Annotated in this window: 23 protein-coding genes; 7 read left to right on the forward strand and 16 right to left on the reverse strand. The window is 63.8% G+C overall.

Translation table 11 applies throughout. The features are described from left to right. From ACZO3G_RS00430 to ACZO3G_RS00445, 4 genes are read left to right on the forward strand one after another with little or no spacing between them, the layout of a single operon-like run. The gene (locus ACZO3G_RS00430; protein WP_101552183.1) at positions 1-579 is read left to right on the forward strand and encodes a 2-oxoacid:acceptor oxidoreductase subunit gamma family protein; all 579 of its coding nucleotides are present in this window, start codon (positions 1-3) and stop codon (positions 577-579) included. Beyond that, positions 576-911, forward strand: a complete 336-nt coding sequence (locus ACZO3G_RS00435; protein ID WP_276870985.1) for a 4Fe-4S dicluster domain-containing protein — start codon at positions 576-578, stop codon at positions 909-911. Before ACZO3G_RS00430 ends, ACZO3G_RS00435 begins: the two co-directional genes overlap by 4 nt. After that, positions 898-2,076, forward strand: a complete 1,179-nt coding sequence (porA, locus tag ACZO3G_RS00440) for a pyruvate ferredoxin oxidoreductase (RefSeq protein ID WP_276870983.1) — start codon at positions 898-900, stop codon at positions 2,074-2,076. The genes ACZO3G_RS00435 and porA overlap by 14 nt, the downstream gene beginning before the upstream one ends. A 12-nt stretch (positions 2,077-2,088) precedes the next feature. Then, on the forward strand, positions 2,089-3,021 hold the full coding sequence (locus ACZO3G_RS00445) for a thiamine pyrophosphate-dependent enzyme (protein WP_276870980.1): 933 nt from the start codon (positions 2,089-2,091) through the stop codon (positions 3,019-3,021). A gap of 66 nt (positions 3,022-3,087) precedes the next feature. On the opposite strand, the gene ACZO3G_RS00450 is transcribed toward ACZO3G_RS00445, so the two are convergent. The 11 genes from ACZO3G_RS00450 to ACZO3G_RS00500 form a co-directional block, all read right to left on the reverse strand. Continuing rightward, positions 3,088-3,768, reverse strand: a complete 681-nt coding sequence (locus ACZO3G_RS00450) for a hypothetical protein (RefSeq protein WP_276870977.1) — start codon at positions 3,766-3,768, stop codon at positions 3,088-3,090. 175 nt (positions 3,769-3,943) lie between these two features. Beyond that, positions 3,944-5,017 (reverse strand): substrate-binding domain-containing protein, encoded by a 1,074-nt coding sequence (locus ACZO3G_RS00455; RefSeq protein ID WP_276870974.1) that lies wholly within the window; start codon positions 5,015-5,017, stop codon positions 3,944-3,946. A gap of 58 nt (positions 5,018-5,075) precedes the next feature. Continuing rightward, positions 5,076-6,083: an ABC transporter permease gene (locus ACZO3G_RS00460; protein WP_121586051.1), complete on the reverse strand. Its 1,008-nt coding sequence runs from the start codon at positions 6,081-6,083 to the stop codon at positions 5,076-5,078. 3 nt (positions 6,084-6,086) lie between these two features. Next, the gene (locus ACZO3G_RS00465) at positions 6,087-7,610 is read right to left on the reverse strand and encodes a sugar ABC transporter ATP-binding protein (RefSeq protein ID WP_276870970.1); all 1,524 of its coding nucleotides are present in this window, start codon (positions 7,608-7,610) and stop codon (positions 6,087-6,089) included. Positions 7,611-7,640: 30 nt separating this feature from the next. Further along, the gene (locus ACZO3G_RS00470) at positions 7,641-8,648 is read right to left on the reverse strand and encodes an aldose epimerase family protein (protein ID WP_276870967.1); all 1,008 of its coding nucleotides are present in this window, start codon (positions 8,646-8,648) and stop codon (positions 7,641-7,643) included. Then, a complete protein-coding gene (locus ACZO3G_RS00475; RefSeq protein ID WP_276870959.1) occupies positions 8,621-9,376 on the reverse strand; it encodes an SDR family NAD(P)-dependent oxidoreductase in 756 nt (251 codons plus the stop codon). The genes ACZO3G_RS00470 and ACZO3G_RS00475 overlap by 28 nt, the downstream gene beginning before the upstream one ends. Positions 9,377-9,394: 18 nt before the next feature. Next, positions 9,395-10,564, reverse strand: a complete 1,170-nt coding sequence (locus ACZO3G_RS00480; RefSeq protein WP_101552165.1) for a pyridoxal phosphate-dependent aminotransferase — start codon at positions 10,562-10,564, stop codon at positions 9,395-9,397. Between the two features lie 17 nt (positions 10,565-10,581). Beyond that, positions 10,582-11,322, reverse strand: coding sequence for an MBL fold metallo-hydrolase (locus ACZO3G_RS00485; protein ID WP_276870953.1), 741 nt, complete (start codon positions 11,320-11,322; stop codon positions 10,582-10,584). A gap of 19 nt (positions 11,323-11,341) precedes the next feature. Further along, positions 11,342-12,580 carry a threonine synthase gene (thrC, locus tag ACZO3G_RS00490; RefSeq protein ID WP_276870950.1) on the reverse strand — a complete coding sequence of 413 codons (1,239 nt, stop codon included), beginning with the start codon at positions 12,578-12,580 and terminating at the stop codon, positions 11,342-11,344. Then, positions 12,573-13,793, reverse strand: coding sequence for a M20 family metallopeptidase (locus tag ACZO3G_RS00495; RefSeq protein ID WP_276870947.1), 1,221 nt, complete (start codon positions 13,791-13,793; stop codon positions 12,573-12,575). Before ACZO3G_RS00495 ends, thrC begins: the two co-directional genes overlap by 8 nt. 9 nt (positions 13,794-13,802) lie before the next feature. Next, complete coding sequence (locus tag ACZO3G_RS00500; RefSeq protein ID WP_101552157.1) at positions 13,803-14,261, reverse strand: RidA family protein; 459 nt, start codon at positions 14,259-14,261, stop codon at positions 13,803-13,805. A 287-nt stretch (positions 14,262-14,548) separates the two neighbouring features. Between ACZO3G_RS00500 and ACZO3G_RS00505 the strand changes: the two genes are divergently transcribed. From ACZO3G_RS00505 to ACZO3G_RS00515, 3 genes are read left to right on the forward strand one after another with little or no spacing between them, the layout of a single operon-like run. Continuing rightward, positions 14,549-15,202, forward strand: coding sequence for a helix-turn-helix transcriptional regulator (locus ACZO3G_RS00505; protein WP_101552155.1), 654 nt, complete (start codon positions 14,549-14,551; stop codon positions 15,200-15,202). A gap of 9 nt (positions 15,203-15,211) precedes the next feature. Continuing rightward, a complete protein-coding gene (locus tag ACZO3G_RS00510) occupies positions 15,212-15,880 on the forward strand; it encodes a bifunctional 4-hydroxy-2-oxoglutarate aldolase/2-dehydro-3-deoxy-phosphogluconate aldolase (protein WP_276870941.1) in 669 nt (222 codons plus the stop codon). 4 nt (positions 15,881-15,884) lie between these two features. After that, positions 15,885-16,913 carry a 2-dehydro-3-deoxygalactonokinase gene (locus ACZO3G_RS00515; RefSeq protein ID WP_101552151.1) on the forward strand — a complete coding sequence of 343 codons (1,029 nt, stop codon included), beginning with the start codon at positions 15,885-15,887 and terminating at the stop codon, positions 16,911-16,913. Between the two features lie 84 nt (positions 16,914-16,997). Here ACZO3G_RS00515 and ACZO3G_RS00520 read toward each other — a convergent pair whose 3' ends face one another. The 5 genes from ACZO3G_RS00520 to ACZO3G_RS00540 all read right to left on the reverse strand — a co-directional run bounded on the left by ACZO3G_RS00520 (position 16,998) and on the right by ACZO3G_RS00540 (position 21,467). Continuing rightward, complete coding sequence (locus tag ACZO3G_RS00520) at positions 16,998-18,281, reverse strand: TRAP transporter large permease (protein WP_101552149.1); 1,284 nt, start codon at positions 18,279-18,281, stop codon at positions 16,998-17,000. Continuing rightward, complete coding sequence (locus ACZO3G_RS00525) at positions 18,278-18,823, reverse strand: TRAP transporter small permease (protein WP_101552147.1); 546 nt, start codon at positions 18,821-18,823, stop codon at positions 18,278-18,280. The genes ACZO3G_RS00520 and ACZO3G_RS00525 overlap by 4 nt, the downstream gene beginning before the upstream one ends. A 105-nt stretch (positions 18,824-18,928) precedes the next feature. Next, positions 18,929-19,999: a TRAP transporter substrate-binding protein gene (locus ACZO3G_RS00530; protein ID WP_276870935.1), complete on the reverse strand. Its 1,071-nt coding sequence runs from the start codon at positions 19,997-19,999 to the stop codon at positions 18,929-18,931. Positions 20,000-20,060: 61 nt separating this feature from the next. Further along, a complete protein-coding gene (locus tag ACZO3G_RS00535; protein ID WP_276870931.1) occupies positions 20,061-21,041 on the reverse strand; it encodes a type 2 periplasmic-binding domain-containing protein in 981 nt (326 codons plus the stop codon). 45 nt (positions 21,042-21,086) lie between these two features. Next, complete coding sequence (locus ACZO3G_RS00540; protein WP_276870928.1) at positions 21,087-21,467, reverse strand: RidA family protein; 381 nt, start codon at positions 21,465-21,467, stop codon at positions 21,087-21,089. Between the last annotated feature and the right edge of the window lie 5 nt (positions 21,468-21,472).

Genomic DNA, 21,472 nt, shown 5'->3' on the forward strand with positions numbered 1-21,472 from the left:
ATGAAAGAGATTGTGGAGATCAGATGGCACGGCCGCGGCGGCCAGGGCGCAAAGACGGCGTCGCTGCTGCTTGCGGACGCAGCCTTCAACACCGGCAGGTATGTGCAGGGATTCCCGGAATACGGGCCCGAGCGGATGGGCGCGCCCATCACCGCCTACAACCGGATCAGCCGGGAGCGCTGCACGGTGCACAGCAACATCTATGAACCCGACTACGTTGTGGTGGTGGACGAGACGCTGCTCTACGCGGTCGACGTGACGAAGGGGCTCAGCGAAGAGGGCGCGGTGATCGTCAATTCGGACAAAAAGCCGGAGGAACTGCGTGGGAGCCTGCACGGCTACCAGGGAAAAATCTGTACGGTGGACGCGGGACGGATCTCGGAGGAGACGCTTGGAAAGAACTTCCCGAACACGCCGATGCTCGGCGCGGTGGTGAAGGTGAGCGGCGTCATCCCGGAAGAAAACTTCGTGAAGGACATGCGCCAGTCCTTCGCGCACAAGTTCGCCACCAAGCCCCAGATGATCGAGGGAAATATGCGGGCGCTTGTCAAAGCGATGCAGGAGGTGCTCATCGGGTGAATAGCAAACGAGCGGCGGAAATCCGGGAGGATATCCGCTGGCAGGAGATTACACCGGGCGGCGCGGTCTATGAGGGCGGAACCGCTTCGGCGGTGAAGACGGGGGACTGGAGGGTCATGCGCCCGGTCTTCCACGCGGATCGGTGCAGGCAGTGCCTTCTTTGCACCCCAACTTGTCCAGACATGGCTATTCCGGTAAAGGACGGTAAACGGGAGGATTTCGACTATTTCTACTGCAAGGGCTGCGGAATCTGCTTCAAGGTCTGCCCCTTCCAGGCGATCAGCTTTGAAAAGGAAACGCATCAGGAGGTGAACGGCGATGGGAATCCGTGAACGGCTCTCGGGGAACGAGGCGGTGGCATACGCGCTCAAGCAGATAAACCCGGACGTCATGGGGGCGTTCCCCATTACGCCCTCCACCGAAATCCCCCAGTATTTTTCCCAGTATGTCGCCAACGGGGAGGTCGACACCGCTTTTATCCCGGTCGAATCGGAGCACAGCGCCCTCTCCGCCTGCATCGGCGCGGAGGCCGCGGGCGCGCGCGCGGTGACGGCGACCTCCTCCTGCGGGCTTGCGCTGATGTGGGAGCTGCTGTATGTGGCGGCGTCCTCCCGCCTGCCGATCACCCTCGCGTGCGTCAACCGGGCGCTTTCGGGGCCGATCAACATCAACAACGACCACAGCGATTCGATGGGCGCCCGGGACAGCGGCTGGCTCCAGCTCTACGCGGAGACCAACCAGGAGGCGTACGACAACATGCTTCAGGCGATGCGGATCGCCGAGCATCCGGACGTGCAGCTTCCAGTCATGGTCTGCCAGGACGGCTTCATCACCAGCCACGCGATCGAGAATATCGAGCTGGTTGAAACCGACGCGGTCCGGGCGTTTGTCGGCCAGTACCGTCCGGAGCACAGCCTGCTCGGGCCGGAACCGATGTCGGTCGGTCCATATGACGTCCCCGCCTACTATATGGAGCACAAGCGCCACCAGGCGCAGGGGATGATCAACGCCAAACGGGTCATCCTGGATGTCGCGCGCGAGTTTGAGCGGATGACCGGGCGTGGGTACGGCCTCATCGAGACCTATCGGATGGAGGACGCGGAATGTGCGCTGGTGCTGATCGGTTCGTCGGCCGGGACCGCGAAGGCCGCGGTCGAACGCCTCCGCGCGGCGGGGAAGCGGGTCGGGCTCGTGAAAATCCGCGCCTTCCGGCCCTTCCCGGCGGAGGAACTCGCGGCGGCGCTCCAAAACTGCGGCGCCGTCGCGGTAATGGACAAGTGCGCGGGCTTCTCCGCGGCGGGCGGCCCGCTGTTCGCGGAGGTCTGCGCGGCCCTGTACGGCGCCGCGCCGCGTCCCCTGCTCGTCAGCTATACCTACGGCCTCGGCGGGCGGGATGTGACGGTGGACAGCATGGAGCGGGTGTTTGGAGAGCTCGAGGAGACGCTCCGGTCCGGAGCGGCGGCGGAGCCCTGCCGCTGGCTGGATGTGCGGGGATAAGGAGGAGAAAACATGTCATACAGCTTAAAGGAAGAACTGGCGAAACCCGAGCGGCTCTCGGGCGGGCACCGGATGTGCGCGGGATGCGGGTCCCCCATCGCGGTCAGGACGGTGCTGCGCGCCGTCAAACCGGAGGACCGGGCGGTCGTCTGCTGCGCGACCGGCTGTCTCGAGGTGTCCACGTTTTTATATCCGTATACGGCCTGGAAGGACAGCTTTATCCACAGCGCGTTTGAAAACGCGGGCGCGACCATTTCAGGCGTGGAGACGGCGTACGCCTCCCTCAAAAAGCAGGGCAAGGTGAAGGAAAGCTGCAAATTTATTGCGTTCGGCGGGGATGGGGGAACCTACGACATCGGCTTCCAGTCGCTGTCCGGCGCGCTGGAACGCGGGCACGACATGGTCTATGTCTGCTATGACAACGAGGCCTACATGAACACGGGAATCCAGCGGTCCTCCTCCACGCCGCACTTCGCGGACGCGACGACCTCCCCGGCGGGCCGGGTCGTCCCCGGGAAAACGCAGGAGAAAAAGGATTTGACCCGCATCGTCGCGGAGCACCACATCCCCTATGTCGCCCAGACGACCTTCCTCGGAAACTTCCGGGACATCAGCGAAAAGGCGGAGCGCGCGATTTACACGCCCGGGCCGGCCTTCCTGAACGTCATGGCCCCCTGCCCGCGCGGCTGGCGCTACCCCTCCGAGGAACTGATGGAGATCACCAGGCTGGCGGTGGAGACCTGCGTCTGGCCGCTGTTTGAGGTCATCGAGGGCCGGTGGGTGCTCAACTACCAGCCCAAGAACAAGCTTCCGGTCGAAGAGTACCTCAAGCGGCAGGGCCGGTTCAAGCACATGTTCGCACCGGGAAACGAGTGGATGATCGAGACCTGCCAGAAGGAGGTCGACCGCAGGTGGGAGCGGCTGTGCGCCGCCTGCAACGCGTAACCGCTCATTATGATACAAAAGGGCAGAGGGCCCGCCGGAAATTCCGGCGGGCCCTCTGCCGCGTGTTTATGCGATCGGGTCCAGCTTTTTGACCGTCAGGGTCGCGTTCGCGTTGCCGTTGATGATTGCGTCCAGATTGGCGGGAAGCGTCCGCAGGATCGCGATCGCCAGGTCCAGGACGTCGTTGGCGGCCAGCGTCACGATCGTCGAGCAGGAGAGCCTCGCGTCAAAGGTCAGTCCGGTGCTGCCGTCGGCGGATAGGGTCTGCGAGCCGCGGGTCTGCTGGATGATGGCGCCGTTCCTGCGCACGCCGATCGCGGCGTCCACCGCCTTATTGGCGTTCAACAGGACGTTGTAGTTGATTTCGTAGTCCCCCGGCTCGGCCACCATCAGGGAGTTCGCGGCGGGGTAAGCGACATTCCGGGCGGGCATCGGGGTGTTTAGGGAAACCGGGAGATAGGTGTCCGCCTGCGTAAAGAACAGGAGCTGGGTGGTGGCGTTGTAGAGACCGCCGTAGGCGGCAAGCCCGTTGTCGGCGGTTCCGGCGGGTCCTGTCGGTCCCTGGGGGCCGGTGCCGCCGGTCGCGCCCTGCGGGCCGACGGGTCCCTGTGGGCCGACGGGTCCCTGTGGACCGGCAGGCCCGGTGGGTCCGGGTCTGCATGGCGGAGGACAGCAGGGCGGCGGGGGAGGGACCGGACAGCACCGGGCGGAGTTGTTGGGGGCGCTGGAGTTTGGGTATATTGTCATGTGGCATCTCTCCGTAAAAATGGATTGGGAATTCTCCCATATCAGTCTATGGCGCGCCCAACCGAACCGTTCAAATTGCCGCCGGGAGCGGCGGAAGCGAAAGAAAAAGCGGCCCCGCAGTTTTGCGGGGCCGCTTTTGCGTCATGTGGAGGAGGTCTCCCCTGACGGGGCCTCCTTACTGGAGGTATTCCGGCATGGCTTCCTTGTAGTTGTCCTTGGTGACCATGATGCAGCTGACGGCGGTCTCCTTGGGGGGCTCCTCGCCGTTGACCATCATCATGATGTGCTCCGCGCTGATCCGCCCGACCTCGAGGGCGGAGAAATACGCGGCGGCCTTGAAGCAGGAGCCCTTTTCGAACTCCGCGGGGGCCAGATAGCCGCCGAGCCCGACGGTGCAGGAGCCGTCCGCGAGGCCGGCCTGCTCGATCGCGCGGGTCGCGCCGACGGTCCCCTCGTCCCCGGTGGTGAGGACCATCCACTTTTTGATCTGCGGATTGGCGACGATCACGCCGTTGGCGGACTGGAACGCGACGTTCAGGTCCATCTTATAGTCGGTCTTGAAGATGTGGTCCGCAGGGAAATCGGGGAGCATTTCGGCGATGATGTCGAGCTGGCCCTCCGAACGGGGGATGCAGCTGGTGACGGTGTCAGTGGTCATGATCATGATGCCGCACTCGGGATCGTCGACCAGGTTGTTTTCCTGCATGTAGTTGACCAGCCACTTCGCGCTCTCCTGGCCGATCATATAGGCGTCGATTCCAACCCAAGGCGCGATTTTGTTGCCCGCGTCGTCGATCAGCGCGTCATCGGCGGCCAAAACGGGGATGCCGGCCTTTTCGAGCTTCTCCACCGCGACCTGCGAAAGCGTCTGGTCGGGCGGGCAGCAGATGACGCCGTCCACCTTCTGTGCGATGACGGTGTCGACCATCTGGAGGAAGAGGTTGCCGTCGTCCTTGGCGTCGAGGTACATCCAGTCCTTGGCGCCGAGCTCCTTCACCTTTTCGCCGGCCGCCACGCCCTCATTGATAAACCAGGTCGCGTCGGCAAACTTGTAGATTCCGGCGATGACGACGTCCTTCTTTTCGGCGGGTGCCGGCTCTGCGGCATCGGGATGCGTTTCGGGGGCGGCCGCCGGTTCGGCCGCCGATGCGGAAGCGGGCGCGGGCTCCGCGGGGGCGGACTGTGCGCAGGAGGCCAGGAGGGTGACCGCCATTGTCAGTGCGAGCAGAATGGCCAATGTTCTTTTCATACTAGTTCTCCTCTCATTCATACCGATAATGACCACGCGGCAGAGCCGCGCTGACGACTTAGTTTGCGCCGGAACGCCCGGCCTCGATGCTCTGCATCAGCATCTTCTTCTGGTGCTTGTTTCGGCGGTAGAAGTCGAAGGCAAGCGCGATCAGCAGGAGCAGGCCGCGCGCCACGGTCTGCCAGTAGACCTGGACCTGCGCCATGATGAGCCCGGTGTTGAAGCACTGGAGGATCAGCACGCCGAGGATCATCCCGCCGACCGACCCCACGCCGCCGGACATCGCCACGCCGCCGAGGACCGACGCGGTGATCGCGTCGAACTCGAGCCCGCTGCAGGAGGAGGGCTGGCTGGACTGCATGCGCGCGGCGAGCAGTCCGCCGCCGAGCGCGGAGAGCCCCGCGCTGATCATAAAGAGGATGGTGGAGATCTTTTCGGGATTTAAGCCCGCCAGCCGGGCGGCGTATTTGTTTCCGCCCAGCACATAGACGCTGCGGCCGAAGAAGGTTTTGCTCAGGACGATCGCGGAGACGAGGAAGGCGAGGATCAGTACCAGCACCGGCAGATTGAAGATGCCGAGGACCTGCCTGGAGCCGATGTCGGTAAAGGATTTGTCTGAGATGAAGACCGGTTTTCCGCCGCAGAGGATGTAGCCCAGCCCCCGGAAGATCGACATGGCGGAAAGGGTGACGATGAACGGTTCCAGCTTGAGCTTGTTGACGCCCATCCCGTTTAAAAAGCCGATCAGCAGGCCGATCAGAACGACCAGCGGGAGGATCAGCATGCTCGGCACGCCCATTGTCAACAGAAGCCCCGCGACAACCGAGGAAAAGGCGGCGATCGAGCCGGGCGAAAGGTCGATCAGTCCCGCGATGATCAGATAGGTCTCGCCGATTGCCACGAGGCCGGTCAGGGACGCGGAGGTGAGAATGTTCAGTAGGTTCTGGGTGCTGAAATAGTTCTTGTTGATCACGGTAAAGACCACGACAATGACGAACAGGGCCACCATCAGGCCGATTTTTTCCACGAATCCGCTGTTTTTCAAAAACGATTTTCTCTTATCCATCGCTTAGTCCCCTCCCAGCATGGCGTACTGCAAAATGAGTTCCTCCGTGGCGTCCTTCCGGGAGACCTCGCCGGTGACGCGGCCCTCCCGCATGACGATGATCCGGTCGCTCAGCCCGATGATCTCGGGAAGCTCAGACGAAATCAGGATGACCCCCTTGCCCATCCGGGCATATTCGCAGATCATCTTGTAGAATTCCGATTTGGCCCCCACGTCGATCCCCTTGGTGGGTTCGTCCAGAATGATGACGTCGGGGTTGGTCTCGTGCGCGCGGGCGACGACCGCCTTCTGCTGGTTGCCGCCGGAGAGCTCGAGAATTTTTTTCTGCGCGTTCGGCGTCCGGATCTTAAACTGGCGGATTCCGCCCTCGATCAGCTGCGTCTCCCGTTTGGCGTCGATCAGCAGACAGGCGTTGCGCAGCCGCTTCAGCACGCTGATGGAGATGTTCATGCCGACCGAAAGGGTGGGGATGATCCCCTGCTCCTTGCGGTCCTCGGGGCAGAGGGCGATCCCGTTCGCGATGGCCTGCGCGGGCGAACGGTTTTCGATCTTCTTCCCGCCCAGCAGGACGGTCCCGGAGAGGGTCGGGTCGGCACCGTAGATCGAGCGCATGAGCTCGGTGCGCCCCGCGCCGACCAGCCCGGAAAAGCCCAGGATTTCGCCCCGATGCAGCTCGAAGGAGACGTTTTTCACATAGTAGTTGCAGAGGTCCCGCACCTCGAGAATGGTTTCACCGATGGAGTCGCTGCGCTCGAGAGACTGGAACAGGTCCCCGAGATCGCGGCCGACCATCATGCGGATAAGGTCCTGGTTGGTGCATTCCTGCCGGCCGACCTCCGCGACCAGCTGCCCGTCCTTGAAGACGATCACCCTGTCGACGATCTGTTCCAGCTCCTTCATCCGGTGGGAGACGTAGAATACGATCTTTCCCTGCGCGCGCAGCTTCCGGATGATGCGGAAGAGCACGCCGATCTCGTTGTCGGTCAGGCTGGCGGTGGGCTCGTCGAACGCGATGACCTTCGCGTTGCGGATGTAGGCCTTCATGATTTCGACCATCTGCTGATGGGCGGTGGAGAGGGTGCGCACACGGGCCGCCGGGTCGATGCTGACGCCGAATTCCTCGATGACCTTCCGGGTCTCCGCGAGCATCCGGTTATAATCGATCAAACGGTCCTTTCCGCGCGCCCAGCTCCCCAAAAAGACGTTTTCCGCGACCGTCATATCGAGGATGACCTGGCGCTCCTGATAGATGACGCTGATGCCCGCCTCGATCGCGTCCTTCGGGCAGGTGAAATGCTGCTCCCGTCCGTTGAGCAGCACCTTCCCGGAGGTCATGGTGTAGTCCCCGTTGAGGATTTTTAAGAGCGTGGATTTTCCGGCGCCGTTCTCTCCGACGAACGCGTAGACCTGCCCGCTTTCCGCACGGAATGAAATCCGGTCAAGCGCACGGACGCCCGGGAAATACTTGCAAATCTCCCGGAACTCCACGACGTTTTTGGCCGGGGATTTTTGGGCCTCTTCCTTCATTCCTCATCCCTCCATTCTGTCTGTCATACTTCAATAAAACCGGATCCCGCCGCCGGGCTCCGCCCCATGCGCGGGCCCCGCGCGGAAGGCGATCCACCAGGCGGACTGCCGCCCGCTTCCCACCCAGCCGGTGTCCGCCGCGCTGCGCTCGGCCAGGTGGATGGATTTCTGGGTGGAGGGCTCGGGCGCGATCTGCCATTCCTCCGGACCGCCGGCCCGCGCGTCCATCCAGATTCCCAGAAAGGGGAGCCGGTCGGGCGGGAAGGTGATCTCGACCGCGTAGCGGGATTTCGGCGCCCAAAGGGCGCACCAGCCTTTGGATACCGGCCGGGAAAGGACATATTTGCAGCCCATTCCCGCGGGAGGCATCCGGGTGAGGTCGAGAATTCCTCCGCCCTCCAGCGGAAGATTTCGGAGCGGGGCCTCCCGGACGCGGGAGGGGACAAACCCCTCGGCGCAGGCGATATCCGCTTTTGCCTCCCCGCCGGGCAGAAGAACCTCCATGCCCGGTTCCGCCCGGAAGAGCGGATGGGCGGCCCAGAGAAAGGGGAACCCCGGCCCTCCGGTATGCCGGACGCGGTAGTCCATCCGGACCGCCGGCCCGCTGAGGCGGATACGCTTTTCAAAGAAGCAGGGGAACCGGCGGCTGCGGTATTGCAGGCTTACGCCGTCCTCCATCCGCCGCGCGCTCAAAGTCCGGTACCAGACCTCCCCGTGGTCCGGCAGGCGGACCCGCCGCCCGTCCACCGTTTCAACGGCCGCCGCGGCGGCGTTGGGGAACATGTCGTCGATCCCGGCGCACTCCGCGCCTTCAAAGCGCAGCCCGCGGGGGACCGGGCGGAGGACGTCTCCGGGGCGCTGGTAGAGCAGCTCCCGGTCCGCGCGCTTATCAAAGAGGGAAGCGATGTTCCCGCCCCGTCCGGGGAGCACCAGCAGGCGCAGCGCCTCGTTTTCCAGCCGCAGGCAGGGGGCCTGCTTATAGCGGGCGGGGACGATCTTCACCGCCACCGCTAAACGAACATGTTCTCCGGCACGCACGCCAGCAGCGCGCCGCCGTCGATATCGATGGTCGCGCCGGTGATATAGGCGGCCTTGTCGGAGGCGAGGAAGACGATGCCGTCCGCGATTTCCGACGGGTCGGCAAACCGCTTGAGCGGGATGCGCGGCTCCGCGGACCAGATGGGATTCTGTTTGTCCCAGCCGATATCGGTGTAGCCGGGCTGTACGGTGACGACCCGGATGCCGTAGGGGGCAAGCTCCATGGCGCAGTTTTTCGTGAACTTGGAAAGCCCTGCCTTGGCCGCCGCGTAGACGGAACAGTCGGGCCAGCAGCCGACGGCGTGGTTGGAGGAGATGTTGATGATCACGCCCCTGATGCCGCGTGAGATCATCTCCTTCGCCGCGCGCTGCGCGCCGAAGAAGTTCCCCCGCAGATCGGTGTTGATCACCGTTTCAAACAACTCGGGCGTCGTCTTGAGGAAGGGGGCGGTGAGCCCCACGCCCGCGTTGTTGACGAGCAGGTCGATCCGCCCGAAGGCATCCAGAAAGGCGTCGTACATCCGCCGGATGCTTTCAAGGTCGGAGACGTCCGCTTGGATCGTCACGGCGCGCCTTCCGAGCCCCTCGATGACGGCGGCGACTTCGCGCGCGCCCTCTTCGCGGCTGTGGTAGGTGACGCCGACGTCATATCCCGCCTCGGCGAGGCGGATGGCGGTCGCGCGCCCGATGCCGTGGCTGGAACCGGTGACCAGTGCGGTCTTTTGCATGGAATCCACCTTCCCTTCTCAGAAATCCGCGTGAGGCAGTCGGGCCGCGAACGTGCGCAGCCGGCGGATTGCCTCCTCGATGTTTTCAATCGAATTTGCGTAGCTGAAACGGATGAAGCCCTCTCCGCAGCTGCCGAAGCAGCTGCCGGGCGTGCATACGACACGGGCCTCCTCCAAAATCCGTTCGCAGAGAATCTGGGTCTCCATTCCGAACGCGCGCACGTCCGCAAAGGCGTAGAAGGCCCCCGCGGGCATTGCGCAGCGGATCCCGGGGATGGAATGGAGCCCCGCGACCATAACCTTCCGGCGGGCGTCGTAGATTTCACGCATGGCGTCCGCCGCCTCAAAATGCTCGACCGCCCACTGCGCGGCGTACTGGCAGGGGGTGGCGACGCAGGCGTTCAGGTACTCCTGCAGCTGGGTCATCTTGGCGATCAGCTTTGCGGGGCCCATTGCGAAGCCTACCCGCCAGCCGGTCATGGCGAACGCCTTGGAAACGCTGTTGACGACCAGCGTGCGTTCCTTCATGCCGGGACACTCCGCGATGGAGGCGGAGGGGACGCCGTCGTAGATAAGCGTCCGATAGACTTCGTCGCAGACGACCAGCAGGTCGTGTTCGACCGCCACCCGGGCGATCTCCTCCAGCTCCGGGCGGCTGAGCACCACGCCGGTGGGATTGCCGGGCGTGTTCAGCATCAGGACCCTGCTGTTGGGGGTCAGGGCCTGCCGGACGCGCTCGGCGCTGACCCGGAAGCCCTCCTCGGGGACGGTGCGGATGTGGCGGACCTCCCCGCCCACAAATTTTGCCAGCTCAAAGTAGTCCAGCCAGACGGGGTCCTGGACGAGGATGCCCTCCCCCGGTTCGATGATGCACATCAGGGCGAGCGCGAGCGCGTTGATCGCGCCGACCGTCACGATGACCTCCGTTTCGGGATCATAGGAGAGCCCGTTGGCAAACGGGGAAGCGGCGATTGCCCGGCGCAGGCTCGGGATGCCGTTATTCGCGGTGTAGTGGGTTTTGCCGTCCCGCGCGGCCCGGTCGGCCGCCTCGACGGCGCCCGCGGGGGTCGGCAGGTCGGGCTCCCCCATCTCGAGGTGGATCACGTCCCGCATCCCGGACGCACGGTCGAAGAGCTTTCGGATCGGGCTTTTCTGCATCTGCCCGGCGCGCGTGTTAATCCATTCCATAGCGGTCCTCCCTGTCGTTACAAAAGCGTCGGCGGGATGCTGAACGAACGGAAGCCGTCGGCGGCTTTCCGGACCACACGGTCCGCGCGGTTCAGGACCGGCTGCAAGTGCCCGGGGAAGAGCGCGTCGACCGGAAGCCCTTCCAGCCGCAGGATGCTCTCCCGGTAGCGCAGCAGGTCGGAATCAAAGGTGCTGAGCAGGTTGATCCTGCCGCCGAAAAAGAGGACGTCCCCGGCGAACAGGACCTGTTTTCCGTCCACCCTGCCGTAGAGGCAGAGTCCGCCGCCCGTGTGCCCGGGCAGGACCAGGCAGGTAAGCTCCAGCCGCCCCAGCCGGAGGCGTTCGCCGTCCCTGACGATTTGCCCGGCGGGCGCGCCGGGGAAGGAGAAGCCCTCCGGGTAGAGCCCGGCCTCTATGTATTCCGCCATCGTGCGGTCGAGCAGGGACTGGTCCCCGAGGACGCCCGCCTCGTGCGCGTCCGCCACGAGCCGCGCGCCCGTCCTCCGGAGAAAGTGGGGGACCCCGGCGGCGTGGTCGGCGTGCGCGTGCGTGACGACCAGATAGCGGATGTCGGAAAGCCGGTATCCGTCCGCGGCGATCTCCTCCTCGATCCGGAGGTTGTCGAGATTCACCCCGGCGTCCACCAGGATGAGCCCCTCCCCCGAATCGATCAGCCATGCGTTGCAGTCGAGCGGGTGGGTCAGCCCGAGGCCGTTGTCCCCCGAGGCTGCGAGGGAAATGCTGCGTGTAACCTTCATGCTCCGTTCTCCCTTCCTGTCAAACGGCTGCTTCCATCCCGTCGACGACCCGGTTCAGCTGCGCCGGGTCGATCTCCACCTCGGCGGGGCGGGGCATGTGCCTCGCGGCGAGCTGCAGGTCCTTGAGCCCGCTGCCCGTGACGACGCAGGCGACCGAATCGCCCGCCTGTACGACGCCCTTTTCCCGCAGCTTTTTTGCCGCCGCCAGCGTCGTCGAGCTGGCGGCCTCGGCAAAGATTCCCTCGGTGCGCCCCAAAAGCCGCTGGGCCTCCAGAATTTCCGCCGATGAGACCGATTCGCTGCAGCCGCCGGAGTCGTAGATCGCCTGCAGGGCGGTCTCCCCGTCGAGCGGGTAGGCGTCGGCGATTGCGACGGCGATGCCGGCGGGGTTCTCCACCCGTTCGATCTGCGTGGGCTTTCTGCCCGCGCGGAAGGCGTTGACAACCGCGCAGCAGCCCTCCTCCTGTGTGCCGACCATCCGGGGGAGCTTTTTGACGAGTCCCAGCCGGAAGAGATCGAGGTAGCCCCTGTAGATGCCCGACAGGATTCCGCCGCCGCCGATCGGGACGAAGAGCCAATCGGGGACCTCCCAGCCGGAGGCCTTCGCCATCTCGTAGGCGATCGCCTTCTCCGAATCGGCCTGGAAGGGGTTGTAGGCGCTCGCCGTCGTCACGTTGTGCCAGCCGCGCTCCCGGTATACCCTGGCGATCAGGTCGATGCAGTCGGTCACCGAGCCGCGCACGAGGATGACGCGCGCCCCGTAGAGCTGGATCTGCGCGACCCGTTCGGGCGGGGTGGACGCCGGCACCATGACATAGCAGGGGATGCCCGCCCGGGCCGCGTAGGCCGCGGCGGCGGCGCCCGCGTTGCCTGCCGAGCCGATCACAACGGCGGAAGCGCCGAGCGCTTTTGCCTTGCTGATGGAGATGCTCATGCAGCGGTCCTTGAAGGTTCCGGTCGGGTTCAGCCCCTCGTTCTTGATGGACATCTGCCGGATGCCGAACGCCCGGGCGATCCCGGGGGCCGGGACGAGGGGGGTGAAGCCCTCGCCCATCGTCACCTTTTCACACTCCCGGCCAATGGGGAAGAAGGGCTCGTAATCCCAGTACTGCCGGGCGTTTCGCAGGGCGGAGCAAAGCGCGTCCCGCCGGTCGAACGGATATTCCGTGTTCAGGATGCCGCCGCAGGAGGGGCAGCGGTAGGCGTCGCCTTCGCACCTCTCCCCGCAGCTTCTGCAGACGAGCGAATAATTACCCATGACGATCCTCCTGTGCGGTGCCCAGATACTCCATGGCCATCCGGGCGAAGATTTCGGCGCCCCGCGCCAACTGGTCCAGCTCCACGTACTCGTTTGTGATGTGTGCCTGCCGGATACTGCCCGGCCCGAAGATCAGTGCGGGGATCCCCAGACCCTCCATGAGCATCGCCATCTCGCAGCTCGCCAGAAAGGGCTTCAGCGCCGCCCGCTCAGGTTCGCCGGGGGAAACGGCGGACATCATGGCCTTGACCAGCGGGTGCTCCGCCTCGATCTCGCCGGGCGGGCAATTGGTGGTCATCTGCAGGGTGCAGCGGCATCCCTCTTCCACGGACGAGACCTCGTCGATCAGCCGCTGCGTCTCCGCAAGAATCTGTTCCGCCGTCTCCCCGGGCAGGTAGCGCCTGTCGACACGCATGTCGCACCGGTCGGGGATGGAGTTGAGCTCTCTTCCCGCCTGGAGCATGGTCACCGTCATGGTGGAGTGCCCGAGCAGGCGGGACTGCCTTTTGTCGAGCGTCCCGGACTGGAACGCGCGGATCTTTTCAACCATTTCCGCCGCATATACGATCGGGTTGATACCCATTTCGGGGCGGGAGGCGTGCGCCCGCCGTCCTGAGAAGGTCAGCCACAGCCCCATCACGCCCTTGTGCCCCAGGTTGATTTCCAAATCCGTGGGCTCTCCGACGATGCAGGCGTCCGCCCGGACGCCCGACGCCAGCAGGCGGCGCATCCCCTTGTTGCTGGTCTCCTCGTCCACGTCGAGCGCCAGCAGGACCTCCCCGCGCAGGGGCACCGCGCACTGCCGCAGAACTTCCAGCGCGTGGAGCATCGCCGCGATGCTGCCCTTCATGTCGCAGGCGCCGCGCCCGTAGAGCCGGTCCCCGCGGACCTGCGGCTCAAAGGGCGGGGAGTCCCAAAGCTCCTCCGCGCCGGGCGGGACCACGTCGATGTGCCCGCTGTAGAGCAGGGTCTTGCCGCCGGGGGCGCCCCGCATGCGGATGAGGATGTTGGAGCGCCTGCCCTCGACCGGCTGCTCCTCCGCTTCGAGCCCCATCTCCGCCGCGATCCGCATCAGGAGCTGTCCGGCGCCGTACTCCATATCGCCGGAAAGATCACTGCGCTCCCGGATCAGACGGCCGGCCAGCTCGGCCACCCGGTTTTTTGAAACCGTGCGGTGGATGGCATCCCGCACACTGTCTGTACAGCGGGACATGGCGGCCCCTTACGGTTCGAGATAGGCGACGACGTCGACCTCGACCGACGCCCCGTCGGGCAGGGAACCGGCGCCGATGGCGATGCGGGAATGACGGCCCCTTTCGCCGAACGCCAGCTCAAAGAGCTCGGAGGCGCCGTTGACCACGCGGGGCTGTAGGGTAAAATCGGGGCCCGCGTTGACGAATCCGGTCACGCGGACGATGCGCAGCCGGTCGAGGTCGGCGACCGAGCGCAGCTCGCTGATGCAGCGGATCGCCGCGATGCGCGCCGACTGGTAGGCGTCCTCAAGCGAAATCTCCGTGCCGACCTTCCCGGCATAGAGCAGTTTTCCGTCGACGGTGGCCGCCTGCCCGGACGCGAAGACGAAATTTCCCGCGGTCTGGGCCGGAATGTAGCTTGCGACCGGCACGGGGCAGTCGGGCAGCGTGATGTGGTTTTCCGAAAGCCTTTTTTCTACATTGGTCATGGTTGGGCCTCCTTAAATTGCAAACAATTTGTCTTTTACACCAGACAAATTATCTTTATTCTTTGGGGCCATTATAGTTCCTGTGGGCAAATATGTCAATATAATATTCAAAAAAATTAAAAACAAATTACTTATTTTATGGAAACTATCTATTTTCTGTCATTGGAGAAAAACTTTTTGTTTTGAATATTTGTAAGAAAGCCTTTACATTTTGTTTTTGGCTTGCTATAATATTCCATAACAATCGGATGTTTGAGCGGTAATATTTAGTTAAAGGGGAGACTGATTTGCGACTGATCAGCGAGGAGCTATCCTTCTGGCGGGACCTGCTGTCGATGCTGGAGGCCCAGTATGGGAGCAACTGCGAAATTGTGCTGCACGACCTGACAAAGGACTATAACCACACAATCGTCGACATCCGCAACGGCCACATCACCGGCCGCAAGATTGGCGACTGCGGAAACAATCTGGGGTTGGAGGTCCTGAGCGGGAACGCCAAAAACGGGAACCGGTACAATTACGTCACCCGGACCGATACCGGGAAGATCCTGCGCTCCTCCACGCAGTTCCTGCGCGACGACGACGGCAAGATCATCGGGTCCCTCTGTATCAATATGGATATCACCGAATCGCTCGCGTTTGAAAAGTTCCTGCACAACTATAATGGGACGGGCGATCCCGCGGTCGAGGTGCGGGAATTCTTTACCACCGACGTGAAGAGCCTGCTCGAGTGCCTGATCCAGGAGGCGCAGCTGCCGATCGACAAGACGCCGGAGCATATGGACCGGGCGGATAAGCTGAAATTTCTGGAGTACCTGGACAGCAAGGGCGCGTTTCTGATTACGAAATCGAGCGAGCGCGTCTGCGAGTACCTGGGGATCTCACGCTATACCCTGTATAACTATCTGGATCTGCTGCGCTCCAAGCAGGAGCAGGATTAGGAGGAAACAATGGAAAAGGTCTTGTGGGAGCTTCTGTCCGGACGGCTGGTCGCCATTGTGCGCGGCGTCGGCCCGGAGGAAATCGTCGACACTGCGCGCGCGCTCGCGGCGGGCGGAATCCGCGCGCTGGAGATCACCTTCGATCACACGCGGGCGGACGGCGCCGCGCGGACGCTGGAGTCCATCCGTCTGCTGAAGGAACGGATGGGCGGGGAACTTTTGCTGGGGGCGGGGACCGTCCTCACGCCGGAGGAGGTGGACCTCGCGGTAGAGGCGGGCGCCGAATATATGATCTCGCCCGACACCAACCCGCAGGTCGTCCGCCGTACCAAGGAGTTGGGAAAGGTCTCGATCCCGGGAGCATTCACTCCCACCGAGGCGGTGGAGGCGCACCGCTGCGGTGCGGACATCGTCAAGCTGTTCCCTGCGGCGCTGCTCGGCGTCAATTATCTCAAGGCGCTGCGCGGGCCGCTGGGACATATCCGCTTTTCCGCCGTCGGCGGCATAGACGCCCAGAACGCGGCGGCCTTTTTGCAGGCGGGCGCCTGCTGCCTCGGGGTCGGCGGGACGCTGGTCTCGCTGCCCGCGATCCGCTCGGGGCAGTACCGGCTGCTGACCGACGCCGCCCGCGGGCTGTGCCGCGCGGTCTCCGGCGCGAACGCCTCGGACGGGGGGTGACGCGATGGAACGCTATATTCTGACGATCGATTCCGGAACCAGCAATACGAGGGCGGTCCTGTGGGATCTGGACCGCCATGTCGTGGACATGGAAAAAAGCGGCGTGGGGGTCCGCTGCACGGCGGCCGACGGACACAACGGACGGCTGAAGGAGGCGGTCCGGGGATGCCTGGAGGAGCTCCTGCGCCGGAACGCCGCCTCGTGGGAACAGGTGGAGCGCGTCATGGCGAGCGGGATGATCACCGCCGACGTCGGGCTGGTGGAAGTCCCGCATGTGACGGCCCCCGCCGGGCTGGAGGAGCTGTCCGCGTCGCTGGCGCCCGTCCTTGTTCCGGACGTCTGCCCGCTGCCGATCCATTTTATCCCCGGCGTCAAAAACCGCGTCTCCGGGGTTTCTCTCGAAACCTTTGAGGCGATGGATATCATGCGCGGGGAGGAGGTGGAGGCCTGCGCCCTCATCGACCGGCTTGGGGTGCGGGGGGAGGCGGTCCTCGTCCTTCCGGGTTCCCACACCAAATTTGTCTCCGTCGGGGCGGACGGGAGGATCGCCGGCTGCCTGACCACCATCACCGGGGAGCTGCTCGCCTCGATCATGCACGATACGATCATCGCGGATTCGGTGAAGCGCACCTTTGTGGAGGCGGACACCTACCGCCGGGAGATGGTCCTGCGCGGCTACCGGGCCGCGCGGGAGGTCGGACTCAGCCGCGCCTGCTTTTCCGGGCGGATCCTGAACCAGTTCGCGGTGAAGGACCATACGCTGATCGCAAACTTCATCCTTGGGGCGGCGCTGCAAAACGACCTGTACGCGCTCCGGCATTCCACAGCGATCGCCTGCGGACCGGACGCCCGGGTGATCGTGGCGGGGAAGAGCCCCTTCCGTGAGGCGTTTGCCGACCTGATGGAACGGGAGGGCTGCTGGCGGAGCGTGCGGAGCTATGAGCCGGAGGGCGGCGCGCCGCTTTCCGCGCTGGGGGCGTACCTGCTGGCGGAGGCCTCCCTCGCAAAAGAGGCGGAAAAGAAGGGCAAATAGGATACAAAAAACGCGCTGCAATCGATCCGATTGCAGCGCGTTTTTTATATTGCGGGGCGGACGTCCCGGAAGTCCCGCGGCCGTCTACCTGAGCAGGTTCGGCAGGAACATGATGATGCCCTCGAATCCGATCAGCAGCGCCAGGACGACGAGCGCACAGCCGATATAGGCGAACAGGTGCCGGTTGATGACCCGCTCCACCTTTTCCCCGCACAGGCTGACGGCCGTATACAGGTTGATGCCGACGGGCGGGGTGAGCATGCCGATGCCGAGGGTGATGACCATGATGACGCCGAAGGAGACCGGGTTGATGCCATAGGCGCCGAGCATGGGCGTCAGGATGGGCGCCAGGATCATGATGGCCGGGATGGTCTCCATGAAGGTGCCGACGAACAGCAGGAGCAGCGTGACCAGCAGGTAGAACATGAGCCGGTTGGAGGCCACGCTCATGATCGCGTTGCCCACGATGACGGGAATCTGCTCACGCGTCATGATGGCCGCAAACACGGTGGAAGACAGGACGATGAACATGCAGATGTTGGTGGTGATGACCGTGCGGCGGATGATCTGCATAAGACCCTTGAGGGAGAGCTGGTGGTAGATGAGGGTGCTCACGAGCAGTCCGTAGGCCACGGCGACGACGGCCGCCTCGGTCGGGGTAAAGATCCCCAGGTAGATGCCGCCCAGGATGATGATGGGCATTCCCAACGCCCACAGCGCGTCGACAAAGGAGCGGCCGACCTCATGAATGGAGAACTTCCTGGTGGCGTGCCGCATGTGCTTCCTCCCCCAGAGGACGGCGTACACCGACATGCCGCCCGCAAGCAGGAAGCCCGGGATAAAGCCGCCGAGGAAGACGTCGGTGATCGCCACGCTGCCGACCGAGATGCAGTAGAGCACCATGGGGATGCTGGGCGGTACGATGACCCCCAGCCAGCCGCCGCTGGCAATGGTGGCCAGGATAAAGGGCATCGGGTACCCGTCCTCCTTCATCGAGGGGATCATGATCGACCCGATGGCCGCCACCGTCGCGGGGGCGGAGCCGGAGATGGCCCCGAAGAACGCGCAGGCGAGAAAGGAGACCACGGCCAGACCGCCGGGCAGCCAGCCCACCAGGGAGCGCGCCAGATTGACCAGCCGTTTGGAAACGCCGCCGGTGTCCATCAGGTTGCCGGCCAGGATAAAGAAGGGGACGGCCATCATCGAATAGCTGTTGGCGGACGAAAAGAGGCGCTGGACGACGATCCCGAGGGGGATGTCGGTCAGGGCCATAATCGGCACGATGCCCCCGAGCAGCAGGGCGATGGCAATCGGGCAGCCGATGAGCAGGACCAGGACGAATACCCCGAATATGAGTGCGACCATCATTGGTCATCGCCGCCTTTCTGGACACCCAGCGGATGGGTGGTCGTGAGATAGTCGCTCCAGAAGAGCATGGCCGACCGCAGCGCGGAAAGCGTCAGGCCGAGCGCCATGACCGTATAGATGACGGCCATGGGCATCCCGGTCGTCACGCTGAACTGCGGGCGGGCCAGGCTGCTGGCGACATAGAGCCAGCTTAAGACGCTGATGAAACCGAGCGTCACGGTCGTGATGATGTCCGCGATGACCATGACAACCCGGCGCAGGCACGCGGGCAGCATGTCCACGAAGATGGTGACGCCCATATGGCTCCGCGTGCGCACACACATGCTGATGCCGATGAAGACGATGGTCACCAGAAGATAGCGTGAGATCTCCTCGCCCGCGATGTTGGGGACCTTCAGCACATAGCGCAGGACAATGGCCAGCAGGACCGAAACGGTCATGCCCAAAAGGGCGAGGGCGGACACCGTCATTTCAAACAGGTCCAGACATTTGTCGATCAATCGGATGATTCCGGTTCCCCCGGACTCGTTTTCCACTTGCATAAGGAACCTCCCAGAGTGTGATCAGTTCGCCGCGCCCGGGGCCGGGGCGCCATCCTCCGGAACGCCGCCCCGGCCCGGCCTTTTCTGCGGACCCGCGTCCGCGCTTTATTTGTCCGCGTTCACCATGTCGATCAGCTCCTGCGGGACATACTTGGGCACCATGGCGTCCAGGCACTTCTGCTGCAGGGCGTCCCTCCAGACGTCGCGGTCGGGACGGATGATGGTGACCCCTTCCTCTTCCATCACGGCGGTCAGGCTGTCGATGCTCTCGGCAAGAACCTGCCGCTGGTAGGCGGTGGCCTCGATGCTGGCCTGCGTCAGGATGTCGTGGTATTCTTCCGGGACGCTGTTCCAGGCGCTTTCGCTCATGGCCGTCATGATGGAGGTCGGGATGGGATCGATCAGCGTCATGTAGTCGGTCGCCGTGTAGAACTTGTTGAAGTAGGCGACGACGACCGGCCAGGTGCCGCCGTCAAGCGTGCCGTTCTGCAGGGCCGTAAAGACCTCGCTCATGGCCATCGGGACGGGGTTGGCGCCCAGGGCGTTCATATAGGCGATGAGTCCCGGGCTCTCCATCACGCGGATGTTCATTCCCTTCGCGTCCTCGGGTTTTTCGATGGGATGCCCGTTGTTGATGATGTTGGAGAAGCCCGCGTCGGAGATGGTCAGTACGCGGACCCCCAGCGGGAGGCACTCCTCCTTCAGCTTATCGCCCAGCTGGCCGTCCATGACCTTGTACTCATGCTCATAGCCGTCAAACAGGAACGGGATGTCGAACACCATGAAGTCGGGAATCCAGGCGGTCATGGTGGCGGTGGAACCGAGGTAGCCGTCCACGGTGCCCATCTGCATCCCCTCGATGAGCTCGCGCTCGTCGCCCAGCTGGGACGAGGGGTAGATCTCGATCTGGACGGCGCCGTTGGTCCGCTCCTCGACCAGCTCCTCGAACTTCGCGATGCCCTGGTGCTGCGGGGTTCCGGGCGCGAGCACGTGCCCGAATTTCAGCGTGACCGCGCCGTCCGGGACGGACTGCGCGGGGGCTTCCGTGTCGGCCGGGGCGGCCGGCGCGTCACCGGGCGCGGGCGCGGCCGGCTGCCCGCCGGGGGCGGCGCCGCACGCGGCCAGCGACAGGATCAGAACGAGGGCCGTCAGAACAGAACATACAGTTTTCAACATGGATGATAACTCCTTTCAAAAGCGGGATGATTTGATTTGCGCTTGATCCGAGCGCCGGGCGTCATTCGGCGATCGTTGCGGGGAAGAGGTTGTCCACCGTGATCCGGGGCAGGCACAGGCCCTGCTCCTTGGCGTACCGCAGCATCGTCTCGAGCACATGCCGGTTTGCCTCCACCCCGTACGGCCAATAGTCCCTTCCCATCAGCTCCATGGCCTTTTCCGCCTCGGAAAATGCCCAGGGCAGGGTCACCGGCAGGGTACCCATCCCGGTCAATTTCCCCAGCGCGATTTTCTTCGCCCGGGCGAAGGCGTTGCAGAGGCTCCGGGCCGCCCAGGGGTACTTCAGGGCAACGTCCCTTCGGATGACGACGACGTGCATGATCGGAAAGATTTTGGTCCGGGCATAGTAATCCGTTTCCATCTCCCGGTAGTTCTCCCACAGCCGCGTGATTTTCCGGCCGTCGAAACAGCCGGGCTTGCGGGGGTTCAGCAGGACGTCGATCTCGCCGTCCTCCAGCATGCCGCTCAGGCATTTGCCGGGGGGAATCCTGTGGATTTTGACTCCCGGGGGCGGCGCGAAATCCCCCATTCTGTCGTCGGGGCCGGGACCCTCGACGCCGCCGGTGAACCATTCGACCTCCTCCGGAGAGACCTGGTATTCCTCCCACAGGATCCCCCGGAGCCAGAGCGCCAGGGTGGTGTGGTATTCGGAAACGCCGATCCGCTTCCCCCGAAGGTCCCGGGCCTCCCGGATCCCCGACGGTTTATGAATATAGATGTTCGAGTGCCGGAACGCGCGGGAGAGGAAAACCGGGATGGCCACGAACCGGCGGGGGCTTTTGCCGCATTCCATGATGTAGTTGGAAAGCGACATCTCCGAGACGTCGAATTCCTCGTCCTTCAGCATCCGGCGGAAGATTTCGTTCGGCTCCCGCACGACGCAGTCCAGCGTAATCCCTTCCGGATGCACGGAACCGTCCCACAGCGGCCTTGTGCGGTCATAGTCGCCGCAGGCCAAAGTCAGCCTGATGTCATCCGCCATACGCTTCCTCCCTCCGGCAGACCGCGCGCGTGCGCGGCGAATCCATTACCGCTTTCCGCAATCCACGATCACTTCCACTTCCACGATCGCGCCCGAAACCAGCCCGGTCACCTCGACCGCCGTGCTGGGGGGACGGGGCGCCGAAAAGAATTGGTTCCGGAGCTCCCGGAATTTGCCCAAGTTGTTGATGTCCTTCAGGTACACGGTGAATTTGATGACGTCGTCCAGAACCGCCCCGGCTTCCTTCAGGATGCTTTCGATGTTTTTGAAGATCCGGACCGTCTGCGCCTCAAAGTCTTTCTCGAGGATCTCTCCCTTTTCATTGCGCGCCGTGATACCCGAAAGGTAGAGGAGATCCCCCACTTTCATTGCCTGTGAAAAATCGTCGGTGACAAATACGTTTTTGCTGACCACCAGTTCTTTCACTTTGT

The sequence above is a fragment of the Anaerotruncus sp. genome (assembly GCF_057433415.1).

Coding starts and splice junctions, on each gene's coding strand:
- ACZO3G_RS00510 (WP_276870941.1), top strand. CDS start 15,212: ATGGAAAAGGTCTTGTGGGAGCTTCTGTCCGGACGGCTGGTCGCCATT.
- ACZO3G_RS00460 (WP_121586051.1), bottom strand. CDS start 6,083: ATGGATAAGAGAAAATCGTTTTTGAAAAACAGCGGATTCGTGGAAAAA.
- ACZO3G_RS00525 (WP_101552147.1), bottom strand. CDS start 18,823: ATGCAAGTGGAAAACGAGTCCGGGGGAACCGGAATCATCCGATTGATC.
- thrC (WP_276870950.1), bottom strand. CDS start 12,580: ATGGGTAATTATTCGCTCGTCTGCAGAAGCTGCGGGGAGAGGTGCGAA.
- ACZO3G_RS00535 (WP_276870931.1), bottom strand. CDS start 21,041: ATGGCGGATGACATCAGGCTGACTTTGGCCTGCGGCGACTATGACCGC.
- ACZO3G_RS00445 (WP_276870980.1), top strand. CDS start 2,089: ATGTCATACAGCTTAAAGGAAGAACTGGCGAAACCCGAGCGGCTCTCG.
- ACZO3G_RS00480 (WP_101552165.1), bottom strand. CDS start 10,564: ATGGAATGGATTAACACGCGCGCCGGGCAGATGCAGAAAAGCCCGATC.
- ACZO3G_RS00455 (WP_276870974.1), bottom strand. CDS start 5,017: ATGAAAAGAACATTGGCCATTCTGCTCGCACTGACAATGGCGGTCACC.
- ACZO3G_RS00430 (WP_101552183.1), top strand. CDS start 1: ATGAAAGAGATTGTGGAGATCAGATGGCACGGCCGCGGCGGCCAGGGC.
- ACZO3G_RS00475 (WP_276870959.1), bottom strand. CDS start 9,376: ATGCAAAAGACCGCACTGGTCACCGGTTCCAGCCACGGCATCGGGCGC.
- ACZO3G_RS00515 (WP_101552151.1), top strand. CDS start 15,885: ATGGAACGCTATATTCTGACGATCGATTCCGGAACCAGCAATACGAGG.
- ACZO3G_RS00530 (WP_276870935.1), bottom strand. CDS start 19,999: ATGTTGAAAACTGTATGTTCTGTTCTGACGGCCCTCGTTCTGATCCTG.
- porA (WP_276870983.1), top strand. CDS start 898: ATGGGAATCCGTGAACGGCTCTCGGGGAACGAGGCGGTGGCATACGCG.
- ACZO3G_RS00500 (WP_101552157.1), bottom strand. CDS start 14,261: ATGACCAATGTAGAAAAAAGGCTTTCGGAAAACCACATCACGCTGCCC.
- ACZO3G_RS00450 (WP_276870977.1), bottom strand. CDS start 3,768: ATGACAATATACCCAAACTCCAGCGCCCCCAACAACTCCGCCCGGTGC.
- ACZO3G_RS00495 (WP_276870947.1), bottom strand. CDS start 13,793: ATGTCCCGCTGTACAGACAGTGTGCGGGATGCCATCCACCGCACGGTT.
- ACZO3G_RS00465 (WP_276870970.1), bottom strand. CDS start 7,610: ATGAAGGAAGAGGCCCAAAAATCCCCGGCCAAAAACGTCGTGGAGTTC.
- ACZO3G_RS00485 (WP_276870953.1), bottom strand. CDS start 11,322: ATGAAGGTTACACGCAGCATTTCCCTCGCAGCCTCGGGGGACAACGGC.
- ACZO3G_RS00520 (WP_101552149.1), bottom strand. CDS start 18,281: ATGATGGTCGCACTCATATTCGGGGTATTCGTCCTGGTCCTGCTCATC.